The 15775-nt window shown below is 68.9% G+C and carries 12 protein-coding genes and 1 pseudogene; 8 read left to right on the top strand and 5 right to left on the bottom strand.

Annotation, left to right across the window (positions count from 1 at the left end; all coding sequences use genetic code 11):
* Positions 1-86 precede the first annotated feature (86 nt).
* A complete protein-coding gene (locus AB0436_RS07315; protein ID WP_366466903.1) occupies positions 87-572 on the bottom strand; it encodes a spore-associated protein A in 486 nt (161 codons plus the stop codon).
* Positions 573-697: 125 nt separating this feature from the next.
* Positions 698-1204 (bottom strand): annotated as a pseudogene (locus AB0436_RS07310) (FBP domain-containing protein).
* Between the two features lie 247 nt (positions 1205-1451).
* On the opposite strand from AB0436_RS07310, the gene AB0436_RS07305 reads away from it, so the two are divergent.
* A complete protein-coding gene (locus AB0436_RS07305; RefSeq protein ID WP_366466720.1) occupies positions 1452-3215 on the top strand; it encodes a hypothetical protein in 1764 nt (587 codons plus the stop codon).
* Here AB0436_RS07305 and AB0436_RS07300 read toward each other — a convergent pair.
* Both AB0436_RS07300 and AB0436_RS07295 read right to left on the bottom strand, forming a co-directional pair.
* Entirely contained in the window at positions 3196-3390 is a 195-nt protein-coding gene (locus tag AB0436_RS07300) for a ferredoxin (protein WP_366466902.1), read from the bottom strand. The genes AB0436_RS07305 and AB0436_RS07300 overlap by 20 nt on opposite strands.
* A gap of 29 nt (positions 3391-3419) precedes the next feature.
* Entirely contained in the window at positions 3420-4616 is a 1197-nt protein-coding gene (locus AB0436_RS07295) for a cytochrome P450 (protein ID WP_366466719.1), read from the bottom strand.
* A gap of 226 nt (positions 4617-4842) precedes the next feature.
* Between AB0436_RS07295 and AB0436_RS07290 the strand changes: the two genes are divergently transcribed.
* From AB0436_RS07290 to AB0436_RS07270, 5 genes are all read left to right on the top strand, one after another.
* The gene (locus AB0436_RS07290; protein WP_366466718.1) at positions 4843-6753 is read left to right on the top strand and encodes an N-acetylmuramoyl-L-alanine amidase; all 1911 of its coding nucleotides are present in this window, start codon (positions 4843-4845) and stop codon (positions 6751-6753) included.
* A 125-nt stretch (positions 6754-6878) separates the two neighbouring features.
* Positions 6879-8153, top strand: coding sequence for a DUF1906 domain-containing protein (locus tag AB0436_RS07285; protein WP_366466717.1), 1275 nt, complete (start codon positions 6879-6881; stop codon positions 8151-8153).
* Between the two features lie 137 nt (positions 8154-8290).
* The gene (locus AB0436_RS07280; protein ID WP_366466716.1) at positions 8291-8935 is read left to right on the top strand and encodes an acetate uptake transporter; all 645 of its coding nucleotides are present in this window, start codon (positions 8291-8293) and stop codon (positions 8933-8935) included.
* Positions 8936-9059: 124 nt separating this feature from the next.
* Entirely contained in the window at positions 9060-11021 is a 1962-nt protein-coding gene (acs, locus tag AB0436_RS07275) for an acetate--CoA ligase (protein ID WP_366466715.1), read from the top strand.
* A 124-nt stretch (positions 11022-11145) separates the two neighbouring features.
* On the top strand, positions 11146-11466 hold the full coding sequence (locus tag AB0436_RS07270; RefSeq protein ID WP_366466714.1) for a globin domain-containing protein: 321 nt from the start codon (positions 11146-11148) through the stop codon (positions 11464-11466).
* Positions 11467-11476: 10 nt separating this feature from the next.
* On the opposite strand, the gene AB0436_RS07265 is transcribed toward AB0436_RS07270, so the two are convergent.
* Entirely contained in the window at positions 11477-12694 is a 1218-nt protein-coding gene (locus tag AB0436_RS07265) for a S1 family peptidase (RefSeq protein ID WP_366466713.1), read from the bottom strand.
* 203 nt (positions 12695-12897) lie between these two features.
* On the opposite strand from AB0436_RS07265, the gene AB0436_RS07260 reads away from it, so the two are divergent.
* On the top strand, positions 12898-15162 hold the full coding sequence (locus tag AB0436_RS07260) for an MMPL family transporter (RefSeq protein WP_366466712.1): 2265 nt from the start codon (positions 12898-12900) through the stop codon (positions 15160-15162).
* A gap of 115 nt (positions 15163-15277) precedes the next feature.
* Positions 15278-15607, top strand: coding sequence for a DUF6343 family protein (locus AB0436_RS07255; RefSeq protein ID WP_366466711.1), 330 nt, complete (start codon positions 15278-15280; stop codon positions 15605-15607).
* Positions 15608-15775: the final 168 nt, after the last annotated feature.

Genomic DNA, 15775 nt, shown 5'->3' with positions numbered 1-15775 from the left:
CCTACGGCGCTTCGGTCCTGCGACAGCACAGGCCCGGCACGGGGGCTGTCGGGCCGGCGGTCTCCCGCCGGGCCGACAGGTGGTACTCAGCGGGCGATGGCGCCGCAGTTCGTTCCGATCTTTCCGGCGGAGATACCGGAGATGACGCCGTACCAGTTCACGCAGTAGCCGGCCGCATGGAGGTACACCGGGCCGGCGTAGGTGGTGTAGTTGCCACTGTCGCGGACCCTCTTTCCCGTGGAGGTGATGGAGAGTTCGGCGACCATGGGCACCGCCTTGCCAGGTGCGTTGCGGACGGTCACCACACAGTTGTCGCCGGTGGTCGAGCTGTATGTCAGGTAGACCGTGCCCAGCGAGTTCGGCGTGCCGACCTGCGCCGAGTTGACCACGCGGTAACCGCTGCCGCAGGCCCCGTTGTAGACCGCTGCCGTGGCAGCGGCCGTGCTCCTGGCGGCCGAAACCGGACTGGCGACTGCGGTCCTTGCGGCCCCGGCTGCGGTCTCACTGGCGCCCGCGGAGGGCGCGAGTGCCACTGTGGCACCGACGAGAGTGGCCACGGCGGTTCCGGCCATGGCGATCCGGCGATTGAGTTTCACAGGTGTCCCCGATCTTCTGCGATGTACGAGATGCGGCGTTGGTCAACACCACATCCAGTACGACCGGTATCAGCGCAGAGAGGTTGTACGCTCACGCACTGTTACAGAACCGGGACAACCCTGGCGATGAAGGCATTCAGATTGGCCATGGCACGTGCCACCTTCTCGTCCACGGTGAGGCTCTCCTCGTAACGGCTCAGGCGCAGCTTGGGCTGCCGCTTGCCGCGAACGTAGAGCGGGCAGGCGAGATCCGCGCAGAAGTAGATGCCCACCGAGTTGCCGTCCCTCCCCTGCTTGCCCGCGAGCGGAGCCGCGAGGAGATTCACGCCGGACGACGCATGGCTGGTCAGGCAGATCTGACAGAGGCTGGTCCGTACGGCGCTGGCGCTGGTGACGCCCGGGACGCGCAGCGTGATACCCAGGGGTCCGGATTCCCGTGGGACCACGATGTGGGCGCGCAGCGGAGCTCCCGGGTCCACCTAGCCGAGAAAGTCCAAGTCGGGCCACGGCAACTCGGCGAAGTCCAGCGGAAGCCTCAGTCGGCTCGCCTCGCCCTTCGTGCAGTTCACGAACGACGACCGGATCTCTTTGGCACTGAGCGGTTCCACGCAACGGACCGTACCGGGATGGCGCGGGAAGGGCATCCGGTTTTTCGAACGCGGTCCCGGTCAGCCGCACGGACCGCAGGGCGGGCCCGGTAGCGAGTCGATGCCGGGAACGAAGCCACGACCGGTGTTATATGCAGATATGCCCATCGGGCACACCCCTTCCGCGGATGGAACCTCGCGACGGCGCGATCGCTCTACACGATGTAGTAGTTGCTTTCGGGGTTCTCACACCAAGAAGGAAGCCAGCATGGCCGACACGCCACTCATCCGTGCGACAGCCACAGGAACGCGGCAGCCCGCCACCCCGGCCGTTCGACCGACCCGCCCCGAACGGCCGCCGGACGACACCGCCCCGCCGCAATGGCATCGGGGGATGACGCTGGTCGCGACCATCAGCCTGTTCATCGGCACCCGGTCCGCATGGACGCACGGCATGGCGAGCAACCCGCCGATCGCGGCGGCCATTTCGGTCTGCTACGCGGGGATCCTGGTCTGTGGGGTCCTTGCTTTGTGCGTGCGCGGCCGCAGAGCCATGGGCCGGGTGGACCTCGGCGTCCTGACGGTGGCGGTCGTTCTGGTGATCTGCGGCTACTGGCTGAACCACGCCGGTACCGACGAGGGCGTGCTCACGGCGAAGGCCGCGAGCCAGATCCTTCGGGGCCACCCCGTGTACGGCCAGGACTGGCCGTGGCTCTTCGGCACACCGACCGTCGGCGTCACCAAGACCATGTCCGGCGGCGCGGACTACTCCTACGGCTACCCACCGCTGACCGCGCTGCTGGCTGTCCCCGTATACGCCGTCGCGCACTCCACCGCCGCAGCCACGCTGGTGACCACCGGTGCACTGATCGTGGGCACGCTCGTACTGTGGCGGCTTCTCCCGCCACCCTGGCGGTCATCGGCCACCGCGGTGTGCCTGGGCTTCGGCCTGCTGCCCGGCTACGCCAGATCGGGGTATCCGGCCGTTGTCGCCCTTGCCCTCCTCGTCCCCACCGTGCTCCGCTGGCCCGCCACCGGCGCCGGCGGACGGCTCGGAAGATACGGAGTACAGCGAGCCGTCTGCCTCGGTGCGGCCTGCGCCGCCCAGCAGTTGGCCTGGTTCTTGCTTCCTTTCCTGCTGATCGGCATCTACGCCGTCCGGCGGGGCGACCTCGGAGGCAGGACGGCCCTCGTCGTGATCGCCCGGTACACCGGTATCGCCGCCCTGACCTGGATGCTGATCAACGCCCCCTTTGCCGCTCAGGGCTTCCACGAGTGGCTGACCGGCACCATGCTGCCGATCACACAGGGCGCGATCCTGCACGGCCAAGGCCTCATGGGCATCTCGTACTACTTCACGGCAGGCAGCAGCCGCCTGGACTTCTACTCCTATGCCAGCTTCCTGCTGCTGCTCGGCCTGCTCGCCGCCCTCGCCCTCTTCACGCGGCGGTTGGGCCCGGCGCTGACCGTCCTGCCATGGCTGCCCTTCTATCTCGCCACGCGTTCCCAGGACGGCTACTTCCTTTTGATGACCCCGCTGTGGCTTACCGCGGCCGCTACCGTGCCGAGCGCCATGGTGGCCAACGCCTGGCAGCCACGGATCCCGCGTCTGCACAGCCGACCGGCGAAAGCCGCACTCGCCGCCGGGTTGCTCGCGCCTGCCTTCCTGTGTGCCGGCATTGCCGTCACCAGCCCGCCACCACTCCGCCTCGAGCTCTCCCCCCGGTTCACCCACCGGATCCACGAAGGGGTCAGCTCCGTCGTCGTGCGCGCCGAGAACACCACCGATACGGCTCTCTCTCCGCACTTCGCCAGCCGCGTCGGCCAGGGCGCTTCCCCTTGGTGGACCATCGTTTCGGGACCTGCCACCCTCGGGCCGCACGCGTCGGCCGAGTACGTCGTGAAGCCACCGGGCGGCTTCCGGCCTCTCCCGAGCCGCGAGCGGCCCCGCCTGGCGCTGATCGCCGTCACCGGTTCCCCCATGACCATCAGCACGGCTCACTTCCCCGCCGCTACCCCTGTTCCACGGTGATCGCCCGAACGGGGCAGGCGCGGGCGGCCTCCCCGATCATCGGGTCGCCGGCGCCGTCCTCCTGACCCGGGAGCAGTTCGCTGAAGCCCTCGTCGTCCTGGGTGAAGACCTTCGGCGCGGCCAGCGCGCACTGACCGGCACCGATGCACACATCCGTATTAATGCTGATCCGCATCATCTCTGCACCCTTCCGCGGGGAGTCGGTCACCATGCCACGGGCAGTTCGATCATGCCCTGAATCGTGTCGCCCGGCTTGAAGGGGATCTGCTCGGCCGGAGCGGCCAGCCGCAGCCCGGGGAGCCGGCTGAAGAGGGACCGCAGGGCGATCTCCATCTCGGCGCGGGCCAGATTCTGACCGAGACACTGGTGGATGCCGAAGCCGAAGGCCACATGGTGGCGCGCTCCTCGGCCGAGGTCCAGTTCGTCGGGCGCCGGATACGCCGAGGCGTCCCGGTTGATCACCGACGTGGAGAGTACGACGCCTTCACCGCTCCGGATGGTCACTCCGCCCATCTCGATGTCCTCGGTCGCCACCCGGGACATGCCGTCGGCTATGGACAGGAACCGCAGCAGTTCCTCGACCGCTGAGGGCATCAGGGCCGTGTCACGGCGCAACCGATCGAGTTGCTCCGGGTGTTGCAGGAGGGTGAACGTACCCAGCGAAATCATGTTCGCAGTGGTCTCGTGCCCCGCGATGAGCAGGATCTCGGCCAGTTGGACCAGTTCGTCACGGTCGATGGCTCCGGCATCGAGCTGCTGGGCTATCAGCTCGTCGAGCAGTCCCTCGCCCCGGCCGGTCCTCTTGCGCTCGATCAGCGCCCGGAAGTAGTCGTCGAGCGCGTCCCGGGCGGACTGCACCTCAGCGGCTCCGGGACCGCGCAGCAGTCTGCGTGACTGGGATTCGAAGAAGTCGTGATCGGTGTACGGGACGCCGAGCAGCGCGCAGATCACCATGGACGGGACCGGCAACGCGAAGGCGCCGACCAGCTCGGCCGGTGGGCCCTGCTCGATCATCGTGTCCAGCAGCCGGTCCACGGTTTCCTGAATCCGCGGCCGGAGTGCGGCGATCCGCTTGACGGTGAAGCTGGGGATCATCATCCGACGTTGGGCATGGTGTTCCGGGTCGTCCACTCCCAGCAGCTCGATGCGTCGTCTGGCGGTCCGCGCGAAGCGCTCGGTGAGCACCGGGAACGCCGGGTTCTCCCGGTCGGCCGACAGACGCTGGTCGACGAGCAGCGCACGGGCCTCGGCATGTCCCGTCACCAGCCAGACCCGGCGTCCGTCGAACAGGGTCGCAGGCGACAACGGACGCTGCCCTTCCTGCGGGGGCCGGTATCCCGTGGGCGGGTGGTAGGGGCAGGAGCGGTCCTGAGGGAAGGAGACGGTGTCGGTTTCTGCCATGACGCCTCGCAAACAGGTCGTGGGGGGTTCCGCTGATCTCCCCACTAGATGCCCCAGTCACCTAACCGGTCTACACACTCTTCGGCCAACTCACGCGCACACCAGCCGGATGCACCAGCTGACGGTCAACGATATGCGGGCGTGTTTGGTGCAGTATCTGCTCCGTGGGGCCACCCCGCCCGGCCCGGCCCCACGATGCATCCACACGGAACAAGGAGCGCTCCTCTTGCGCAGGCATACATCACGGCGACTGCTGGTGGGAACGGTCACGAGTGCGGCAGTGACGGCAGGCTGCCTCGCCCTGACCCCGGCCGCCGCCGGGGCGCAGGGGTCCGGCATCGCCCCGCACACCGACAGGCAGGCTCAATTCGCAGCGGCGGCCGCTGAGTTCCATGTCCCGGAATCGGTGCTGCTCGGGGTGTCCTTCCAGGAGTCCGCCTGGGAGGCTCACCGCGGCCACTACAGCACGGCCGGCGGCTACGGGCCGATGAACCTCACCGATGTGACAGCGGGAATGGTGGCATCCGGAGGTTCCGGGGCCGGGGGGCGAGCGGACCTCGACGGTCTCCTGGCGGACCCGGCTCTGCACACACTGCCGGTCGCCGCCCGCCTCACCGGCAGCTCGGCCGAGCGGCTGCGCACGAGTGAACGCGACAACATCCGCGGTGGCGCCGCGCTGCTCGCCTCGTACGAGAAGTCGCTGACCGGCAGTACCCCCGCCGACCCGGCGGACTGGTACGGAGCGGTCGCCCGGTACGCCCAGTCGCCCGACCGCAAGGCGGCCGGAGTGTTCGCCGACCGGGTGTACGCCGTGCTGCGGGCCGGTATGCAGCGGCAGACTGGAGACGGCCAGCGGATGAAGCTCGCCGCCGACCCCGCTCTGCATCCCGCCACCGGGCTGCTCGCCGCGCTGCATCTTCGGGCAGCACCGACGACGCACACCGAGTGCCCGGCCACCGTGGACTGCCGCTTCGTCGCGGCTGCACCGGCGAACGGCCAGGTCGCCGACCGGCCCGCCGACGGGATGAACGTGAAGTACATCGTCATTCATGACACGGAGTCGTCGTACGACTCCGCCGTCTCCGCCTTCCAGAAGGCGGACGGTGCTGCCGCGCACTACGTGATGCGGGCGTCCGACGGTGCGGTGACGCAGATGGTGCCCGGCAAGGACCTCGCCTTCCACGCGGGCAACTACTGGTTCAACATGCACTCGATCGGCATCGAACACGAGGGGTTCGCCGCACAGGGCGCCACCTGGTACACGCAGACCCAGTACCGGGCGACTGCCGACCTGGTGGCATACCTCGCCCGGCGGTACGACGTCCCGCTCGACCGCGAGCACATCATCGGCCACGACAACGTCCCGGGGCCGCTGGACCACAGTGTGGCGGGTATGCACTGGGACCCGGGACCCTCCTGGGACTGGTCCGCGTTCATGGGCATGCTCTCCGCCACGCCTCGGGCCGCCAGTCCCGGGGTCGGCCCGGTGGGATCCGTGGTGACGATCACGCCGGGCTTCTCCGGCAACCGACAGGCCGTCAGGGTCTGCCCGGCGGATGACCCCACTGGCTCGACGCGGGCCTGCACGACCCGGACCCAGGCCGCGAACTTCCTGCCCGTGCGCACCGGTCCGAGCACGACCGCGCCGCTCTTCGCCGACCCGGCCATCCATCCCGGTGGCACGGCGGGCACGACCGAGGTCAACGACTGGGGCAGCACCGTCCAGGACGGCCAGCAGTACGTCGTCGCGGGGCGCAGCGGGGACTGGACGGCGATCTGGTTCAGCGGAACGAAGGTGTGGTTCCACAATCCAGGCGGTGCGAACACGACGATCGCCACCGGGGTGCGGGTGGTCCGAGCGGCGGGCACGTCCGCCGTACCGGTCTTCGGCCTCGGCTACCCCCAGCCATCGGAGTACCCGGCGGGCCTCACCCCGTCGGCCGAGCAACCGCTGAGCATCTACTCGCTCCCGGCCGGCCAGGCGTACGTGGCGACACAGCCGGCGGTCCGCACGGACGACTACTTCACCAAGGGCGGCAGAGTGGTCACCGGTACCGGGAAGCTCTACACCATCCAGTACAACCATCGGGTGGTCCTGGTCAACGCCGCCGATGTCTCCTGTGACGACGCATCCTGACGCGCCGTCATAACACCCGGACGCAGCAGTGCGCCGGCCTCACGGATGTGGAACGTATGGCCCGCGGACGGTGACGCCGTTTCCGCCCCTGCGATGCCCCTTTCCGTTCCACCGAAGGAGCCGTCATGCACTCACCCCGCCCGCGCAGGACGCCGATCGCACTGGCCCTGGCCGGCTTGCTGGGTGCGGCCGCCGTGGGGGGAGCCGGCGCGGCCACGCCCCACGACCCGCTCCCCGCCACACGGACGGTGACCTATGCGAACCACCGGTTCGTGATCCCCGCCTCCTGGTCCGTGGTCGACCTCGCCGCCCGGCCCACCGCCTGCGTCCGCTTCGACCGGCATGCCCTGTACCTGGGCAACCCCGGCAGCGGCCAGTCGTGCCCGGCCGGTGCCGTCGGCCGTACCGAGGCGGTGCTGGCGCAACCAGCGACCACGCCCGCAGCAGAGACCGGCACCGACGATCAGAGCCTCGACCATCAGTACGTGGCCACCGACACGAACATCCGGGTGACTGCCACCTACCGCACCGACAAGTCCCTGGTGCGCGGGATCCTCGGCGACGCCGGCCTGCCCTCCCGGGCTCCGACCCGAAATCAGCATCCGGCCCCGAAGCCACCCGCCCCACTGCCCCTGGCAGCCACCAATTACACCGGCCGGGGGTTCGACGCCTGCACCGCGCCCAGCAACGGCGCGATGTCGGACTGGCGAACCGACTCCCCCTACCGCGCGGTGGGCATCTACATCGGCGGTGGGCAACGCGCCTGCAGTCAGCCCAATCTGACCGCGTCCTGGGTCAGGACCCAGGCCACCGCGGGCTGGCATTTTCTTCCGCTGTACGTGGGGCCGCAGGCCGACGACATCACATCGGCGACCGAAGAGGGCACCGAGGCCGCCGACGATGCCGTCAGCCACGCACAGAGCCTGGGCTTCGGCGCGGGAGCCCCGCTGTACTACGACATGGAGGCCTACAGTTCGAGTCACCGCTCAACTGTTCTCACCTTTCTGTCCGCCTGGACCAAGGAACTGCACACGAAGGGGTACACGTCGGCGGTCTACAGCTCCTCCTCCTCGGCCATCACCGATCTGGTGGGTGCCCGCGGAAGCAGTACGACCGAGCCGGACATCATCTTTGACGGGTTGTGGAACGGCGTCGCCGACACCGCCGACGACGCGGTGCCGAGCGACGCCTGGCCCGACCACCAGCGCGTGCACCAGTACGCGGGCAACGTGTCGGAGACCTACGGGGGGACGACCATCGACATCGACCGCGACTATCTGGATGTTGTTACGCCAATTGCCGCACCGCAGGATGACGACAGCCGAAAAGCCGGTACGCAAGCGGCGCCGTCCCATGTTGCAAACGATCCATCAGGCGTAGCCTACTCAGTGATCGACTGAAGACTTCCTGCTGTTTTTGCACAGAGCAAGTATGTCGGAGCCAGTTCGTCGGACCGCCGTCACTTCTGCGCAACTCTCGTGTGGTTCACCCTTCACGACGGGGCGTCAGCGAGTCACGGCCCCCTGGAGGAGCCCCCGTGGCAGACAACGAAAAGCTCGATCCACAGCCTCCGGCCCGTGGAGGAGGGCGGGCAACCGCACTCCCCGTGGCCGCGGATCCCGGTATCGCCGATCCGGCGGGCCTGGGACTCGGCGCATTCGCCATGACGACGTGCGTCCTCAGCTGCTTCAACGCCGGGCTGATCGACGCGTCCGTCGAGGGAGTCGTCGTCCCCCTCGCTCTCTTCTACGGCGGGCTGGCCCAGTTGCTGGCAGGCATGTGGGAGTTCCGGCGGGGCAACACTTTCGCGGCCACCGCGTTCTCCTCGTTCGGCGCCTTCTGGCTGTCGTTCGCCGTGTATATCACCCAGATCGCCCCCCATCTGCCCCCAGCCCACGCCAACGACGCGACGGGCGTGTTTCTGCTGGTGTGGACGGTCTTCACCGCCTACATGACCGTGGCAGCGCTGCGCACCACCGGGGCCGTGCTGGGCGTCTTCGTCGTCCTGACCCTCACCTTCCTCCTCCTGACTATCGGCGCGTTCGCGCAGTCCACCGCCCTGGACAAGGCCGGCGGCTGGGCCGGGCTCGTCACCGCGGTGATCGCGTGGTACGCCTCGTTCGCTTCCGTCGCCAACAGCACCTGGAAGCGGAACCTGGTCCCCACCTGGCCGCTGGGCTGAGCCGGTACACATCGGGCACCACCAGGGCGCTCCCGCTCCACCGGACTCCGCCGAGGTGCGGGGCGGGAGCGGGAGCGTCATTGTAGGCAAGACCCTCCGGGAACAACGCCATCGAGGAGCGCGGATGAGCGACGAGACGCTGTCCAACCTGATGCATGAGAACCGGCGGTTCCCGCCACCCGAGGGCCTCGCCGCGGAGGCGAACGTGTCCGCGGAAGCCGTACGGGAGGCAGACGCGGACCCGTTGGCCTTCTGGGAGGCCCAGGCTCACCGTCTGACCTGGTCGGAGCCGTGGACGCAGGTGCTGGACTGGAGCAATCCGCCGTTCGCCCGCTGGTTCACGGGTGGCCGCCTCAATGTCGCCTACAACTGTGTGGACCGGCATGTCGATGCCGGCCTCGGGGCGCGGCCCGCTTTCCACTGGGAAGGCGAGCCGGGCGACCGCCGCACCCTCACCTACGCGGACCTCAAGGACGCCGTGTGCCGTGCGGCCCATGCCCTGGAGGAGCTCGGTGTCCGTGCCGGAGACCGGGTCGCCATCTACATGCCGATGATTCCCGAGACGGCCGTCGCGATGCTGGCCTGTGCCCGCATCGGAGCTCCGCACACGGTGGTCTTCGGTGGCTTCTCGGCGGACGCTCTGCGTGACCGGATCCTCGACTGCGACGCGCGGGTCGTGATCACGGCCGACGGCGGTTACCGCAAGGGCGCCCCGGCTGCGCTGAAACCGGCGGTCGACGCGGCTGTCGCGCAGTGCCCGGACGTCCGTAACGTGCTGGTGGTCCGCAGGACGGGCCAGGAGGTCGCGTTCACCGAGGGCCGGGATGTGTGGTGGCACGATCTGGTGGACCGCCAGTCGCCCGAACACCAGGCGCAGGCCTTCGACTCCGAGCACCCGCTGTACATCATGTACACCTCCGGGACCACCGCGAAGCCCAAGGGCATTCTGCACACCTGCGGCGGCTATCTCACCCAGGTCGCCTGGTCCCACTGGGCCGTGTTCGACATCAAAGCCGAACAGGACGTGTTCTGGACGGCCGCGGACATCGGGTGGGTCACCGGGCACTCCTACATCGTCTACGGTCCGCTGGCCAACGGGGTCACCTCGGTGATGTACGAGGGGACGCCGGACACCCCGCATCAGGGCCGCTGGTGTGAGATCGTCGAGCGGTACGGGGTGACGGTGCTCTACTGCGCGCCCACGGCGATCCGCACGTTCATGAAGTGGGGCGAACAGATCCCCGCCGAACACGACCTGTCGAGTCTCCGCCTGCTCGGTTCGGTGGGCGAGCCCATCAACCCCGAGGCATGGATGTGGTACCGCCGCAACATCGGCGGAGACCGCTGCCCCGTCGTCGATACCTGGTGGCAGACCGAGACCGGCGCACAGATGCTCTCCCCGCTGCCGGGCGTGAGCGTCTGCAAGCCGGGGTCGGCGATGGGCACCCTGCCCGGCATCACCGCCGAGGTGGTCGACGACACCGGAAAACCGGTTCCCAACGGTTCCGGCGGCTACCTGGTGCTCACCCAGCCGTGGCCGGCGATGCTGCGCACCATCTGGGGTGACGAGCAGCGCTACCGCGACACCTACTGGTCCCGGTTCCCGGGGGTGTACTTCGCCGGGGACGGTGCCAAGAAGGACGAGGACGGTGACATCTGGCTGCTCGGCCGGGTGGACGACGTGATGAACGTTTCCGGGCACCGGATCTCCACCACCGAGGTGGAATCCGCTCTGGTCTCCCACCCGGACGTGGCGGAAGCCGCGGTGGTCGGCGCCACCGATGCGACGACCGGGCAGGGCATCGTCGCGTTCGTCATCCTGCGTACCCGGCCGGACGGCGCCGGCGAGGCCCAGGGCACCGTGGCACAACTGCGGACCCATGTCGCGTCGGAGATCGGCCCGATCGCCCGGCCCCGGCAGATCCTGGTCGTCCCGGAACTGCCGAAAACCCGGTCCGGGAAGATCATGCGTCGCCTGCTCAGGGATGTCGCGGAGAAGCGCGAACTCGGGGACGTCACGACCCTGACGGACGACACCGTGATGGACTTCATCAAGGACCAGCTGCCGACGGCCACCGAGGAGTAAGGGCGAGAGCTTTGGCCCGGTCTCACCCCGGTTGTCGCGTCTCACGCGGCGTCCACCGCTCGGTGAGGAGTAGCTTCCGCGCCTTTCACAGGCCCGACCCATCGGTGGTGCCAACAACCCGGCCGTGCGCCCGCTGTTCGCCGAACATCTCGGTGAACAGCGGGACCGCTTGTGGGCGGCCCTCGGCGCTCTCGTGGCCAATCTTGAGAACACCGGGACGCTGCTCGGCATGCTGCAGAATCTCGGCCGTCGGCACGCCGGTTACGGGGCGCTTCCGGAGCACTATCCGGCCGTGGGCGCCAGTCTCCTCACCACCCTGGAGCACTATGCCGGGGATTCCTGGACGCCGGAGGCTGCAGCCTCCTGGGCCGCGGTCTACTCGGTGATCAGCAGAACCATGACCGAAGCGATGGCACAGGTCTCTCCGCCGGCCCCGGCTCCGTGACCTTCCGCCGTCAGGGCGTGGCCGCCGTGCCGCCGGGCTCGCCCGCGCTGTCGGCGCCGATGGTGGCTCCGGTGGCGGCCAGGGCCGCGGTGACCGGCATGAAGAAGGTTTCCCCGCCGGCCGTGCAGTCGCCGCTGCCCCCCGAGGTGAGGCCGATGGCCGCGTCGGCGGCGAAGAGCGGGCCGCCGCTGTCGCCCGGTTCGGCGCAGACGTCGGTCTGGACGAGGCCGTTGACGATGTCGCCATTGCCGTAGTTGACCGTGGCGTCGAGGCCGGTCACAGTGCCGCCGTGAAGGCCGCTGGTGCTGCCGCTGCGCTGCACCTCCAGGCCGACCGCGGCGTCGGCGGCATGGGTGATGTCCTGAGCCCGTCCGTCGCCGAGTGCGACGGAGCTCGGTGCGGCGGTCGTGGCGTCGTCGTACGTCACGAGCGCGAAGTCGGCGACGGGGAATGTGGTGGCCGCGACCGTGCCGAGCTGCTGCGTGCCGGTCCGGTCGGCGAACCAGGTGTCGGCCTCGTTGCCGCAGTGACCGGCGGTGAGGAAGGCCGGCGCTCCGCCCATGCTGACGTTGAAGCCGAGGGAGCAACGGACGTTCCCGCCGAAGATCGCGTCTCCGCCCTGCACTCCGGCGGCGGCGGCGGTCGGCGCGGTGGGGTCGGCGGCACCGTTGTTGCCGCCGTCGGCGCCGCCGCGAGCCATCCGGTGGCCCCGGGCCCGTCCGCCGGTGAACGCGGTGAACTCGCCGGTGGTCCGCTTGGCGGTCACCAGTCCGTCCAGCCGGCTCAGGGCCCGGTTGAGCGTCGCCATCCCGGGCCCCGTGACGGTGCTGTCGGCGAGAACCGAGACGGTGTCGGTCTTCGGGTCGACCGACCAGGCCGTGCCGGGCACCGAGGCCGTCATCCGCAGCGTCCTGGCGGCGCCCTTGAGGTCGGCGGTGCTGTTACGCACCACCTTCGCGACCGCGCCCGTACGGTCGACGCGCTCGGCCGTACGGGGGTCGAGAACATTGACGACCAGTTGCTTGACGTCGGCGTTGTAATACCACCCCGCTGTGCCGTCGCCGAGGGCCGACGCGAGCGTTGCCCCCAGCTGAGCGGCCGCCTGCGGGGCGAAAGACCTGACACCCGGGCCGTGTTCGGAGCTCGCGTCGGCATTCGGCAGCAGGAAGGCCGCGGCGGCCACTGCTACCGCGGACGCCCCGGCTATGAGACCGGTCCTTCTGTTCACATGTCGGTGGCTCAACTCACTGTCCTCCAGGGGGAGAGGGCTCGTCCTGTCCACCGGGAGTACGCATGGCTGCCACCGGATTCTCAATCCGCGGGCGTCCGGACACGCAGGCCGGATCAATGACCGGTACGTTTCCGTGGACAAAGGACTGCAATAGTGGCATTTGCCATAGTTGACGGCCACTCACTTATCCGGGAAGACACATGGCTACTCCGAGCGGTTCGAGCAGGGGAGCAGCGCGGTCTGCCACGAAGACCGGAGCGGGGCCGCTCCAGCGACTCGGCGAGTGGTGTGCCCGCCACTTCGTCGTGGTCATCGTGCTGTGGCTGATCGGTCTCGGCGCGCTCCACGCCCTGCAGAACACCTTCGGCGGCATGTACTCGGACGACTTCACCCTGCCCGGCACGCAGTCGAATACCGGTGCCGAGGTGCTCAGCGAACACGCACCCGGTGCGGGCGGCATCGGCGCACAGGTCGTGCTGCACGATGCTCAGAAGCCGCTCACCGGCGTGCAGAACCAGGTCGACCAGACCGTCGCCTCGCTCCAGAAACTCCCGCACGTCCTGTCCGCGGCGAATCCGCTACCTGCCAACTCTTCGTCGCCCCCGACAGGTGCTCTCTCCTCGGACGGAAAAACGGGATACATCACCGTACGGTTCACCGCCAACCCCTCGTCGTTCGGCCACTCCTACCTGCACGGGGTGGATCAGGCGGTCGAGCCGCTGCGGGCCTCCGGTGTCGAGGTCGAGTACGGGGGTCCCCTCGGGGAACTCGCCCGCCCGAAGGCGACCGATCTGGTGAGCGAGGCCATCGGGTTCGCGGTGGCGGTGATCGTCCTGCTCATCGGTTTCGGCAGCGTCATCGCCGCCGGCGTCCCGCTGGTCACCGCCCTGATGAGCGTGATCGTGGGTCTGAGCTGTCTGAGCCTGCTCGCCGCGGCGTTCACCTTCGCGAGCGTCTCACCGACACTCGCCACCATGATCGGGCTCGGTGTCGGCATCGACTACGCGCTGTTCCTGATCACCCGTCATCGACAGCAACTCATCGACGGGGCGGACCCGACGACCGCAGCGGGCCGTGCGGTCGCCACCAGTGGCCGGGCGGTCCTGGTCTCGGGTTGCACCGTGGTGGTCGCGCTGGCCGGGCTGTACGTCTCCCGGGTCGGCTTCATCGGGAAGCTGGGGGTTGCCGCCGCGGTGACGGTCATCACCGCGGTTCTCGGCGCCGTCACCCTGGTGCCGGCCCTGCTCGGGCTCGCGGGTCGGCGTATCGACCGATACCGGGTGCGGCAGCCGGTGGCGGAGGGTCTCAGCGGGCAGACCGGCGAACCGGCCGCAGGCACGACGGCCGGAGGCTGGCACCGCTACGCACAGCGCGTCGAACGCCGGCCTTCGGCATTTCTGGTCAGCGGTCTCGTGATCGTGGGCATCCTCGCCATCCCGCTCTTCTCCATCCGACTCGGACACATCGGAGACGGTGCCGACCCCACCAGTTTCACGGACCGGCGTGCCTACGACCTCATCAGCACGGCTTTCGGGCCCGGCGCCAACGGCCCTCTCACTCTCGTCGTCGACCAGAGCAAGGTGCCCTCCTCCGATCGCTCCGCGCTGGCCGACAGCCTCAAGAAGTCCCTCTCCGGCGTGCCGGGCGCCGCGAGCATCACTTCCCTCACGCCCACCAGCGACGGCCAGGTGCTGACCGGCACTGCGATCTCGCGCACCTCGCCGCAGGACGCCGGCACCACCACGCTCTTCCGCCACCTGAAGAACGACGTCCTCCCCCAGGGTGTCGCCGGCACCAAGGCCACGACCTATGTGACCGGCACGACCGCCGCCCAGGACGACTTCCTCGACATCATTTCGGCGCGGCTCCCCCTGATCATCGCGGTCGTCGTGGCCGTGGCCTTCGTCATCATCCTGATCGTGTTCCGGGGGATCCTGGTAGCGCTCAAGGCCGCCGTACTCAACCTCCTGTCGATCGCCGCGTCCTACGGCGTCATCGTGGCGGTCTTCCAATGGGGCTGGGGCGGGCCGTCGTTGGGCGTATCGGGGACCGTGCCGATCGAGAGTTACGTGCCCATGATGATGTTCGCCATCGTGTTCGGACTGAGCATGGACTACGAGGTGTTCCTGCTCGCCCGTGTCCACGAGGCCTGGGTACGCACCCGCGACAGCAGGGGCAGCGTTGCACACGGACTCGAGATCACCGCGCGCGTGATCAGCTGCGCGGCGCTCATCATGGTCAGTGTCTTCGCCGCCTTCATCCTCAGCGACAACATCGTCGTGAAGATGCTGGGCCTGGGACTGGCCGTCAGCGTGCTCATCGATGCGACGATCGTCCGTCTGCTGCTCGTGCCCGCGGTGATGACGCTGCTGGGCAGAGCCGCCTGGTGGTCCCCCCGCCGGCTGGACAGGATCCTCCCGCACCTGGACACCGAGGGAGAGCCGGTTGCCGGGCGGACCCGCTGATCAGACGACTCCGGATGTCCGTCCGGGGTCCGGTGACGAGTTGGCCCGGCGCACGCTTGCGTCACACTGGAGGGAGCACGATGTGTGTGAGTGGCGCCCCGGACGGAGGTTCCTCATGTCGCACCACTACGTACCGGGCCGGAGCCGACGCTCGGTACCTTCTTCCCGGTCGGGGTCCGTCGGTCGCCGATCGAGGCGGACGGGCACCGAACCGCTGACTGCGTACAGCGCGCTGGGCCTTCGCCTGTTGCTGTCCTCCGTGGCACTGCCCGTATTCGCCGCCGGGACGGCATTGCTCGCGCTGTGGTCGGCCTCCTCGGGTCCGCGCGACGTGCCGAGCCCATCCGTGCTGACGGGGCTGGCCATCGCCTGCGGTGTCATCACTGTGCTGACCGTGATCGATCTCGCCGTCATCCTGCGCCGGCGTTCGCAGGAACGGAACTGAGCACTCCATAGCCTGAAATCGGCGTACCGGTGCGGGTCACCATCCACCGGACCACCCCGGAATGTGCTCTGCCTCAACATGACCTGTTGCAGCGGCCGTAGACTGTCCGGAATTCTGCTTCACACGCCACAGCAGAGCCCACTGATCCGCGGCCACCGGTAGTTACGT

Source organism: Streptomyces sp. NPDC051322, assembly GCF_040689485.1.
Taxonomy (GTDB): domain Bacteria; phylum Actinomycetota; class Actinomycetes; order Streptomycetales; family Streptomycetaceae; genus Streptomyces.
Note: the sequence above shows the minus strand (reverse complement) of the source record. Positions and strands in the feature narration are given on the sequence as shown.

Bases quoted from the DNA above. Each gene is read 5' to 3' on its own strand.
- AB0436_RS07315 (WP_366466903.1), bottom strand. From the start codon at position 572: ATGGCCGGAACCGCCGTGGCCACTCTCGTCGGTGCCACAGTGGCACTC.
- AB0436_RS07305 (WP_366466720.1), top strand. From the start codon at position 1,452: ATGGCCGACACGCCACTCATCCGTGCGACAGCCACAGGAACGCGGCAG.
- AB0436_RS07300 (WP_366466902.1), bottom strand. From the start codon at position 3,390: ATGCGGATCAGCATTAATACGGATGTGTGCATCGGTGCCGGTCAGTGC.
- AB0436_RS07295 (WP_366466719.1), bottom strand. From the start codon at position 4,616: ATGGCAGAAACCGACACCGTCTCCTTCCCTCAGGACCGCTCCTGCCCC.
- AB0436_RS07285 (WP_366466717.1), top strand. From the start codon at position 6,879: ATGCACTCACCCCGCCCGCGCAGGACGCCGATCGCACTGGCCCTGGCC.
- acs (WP_366466715.1), top strand. From the start codon at position 9,060: ATGAGCGACGAGACGCTGTCCAACCTGATGCATGAGAACCGGCGGTTC.
- AB0436_RS07260 (WP_366466712.1), top strand. From the start codon at position 12,898: ATGGCTACTCCGAGCGGTTCGAGCAGGGGAGCAGCGCGGTCTGCCACG.
- AB0436_RS07255 (WP_366466711.1), top strand. From the start codon at position 15,278: ATGTCGCACCACTACGTACCGGGCCGGAGCCGACGCTCGGTACCTTCT.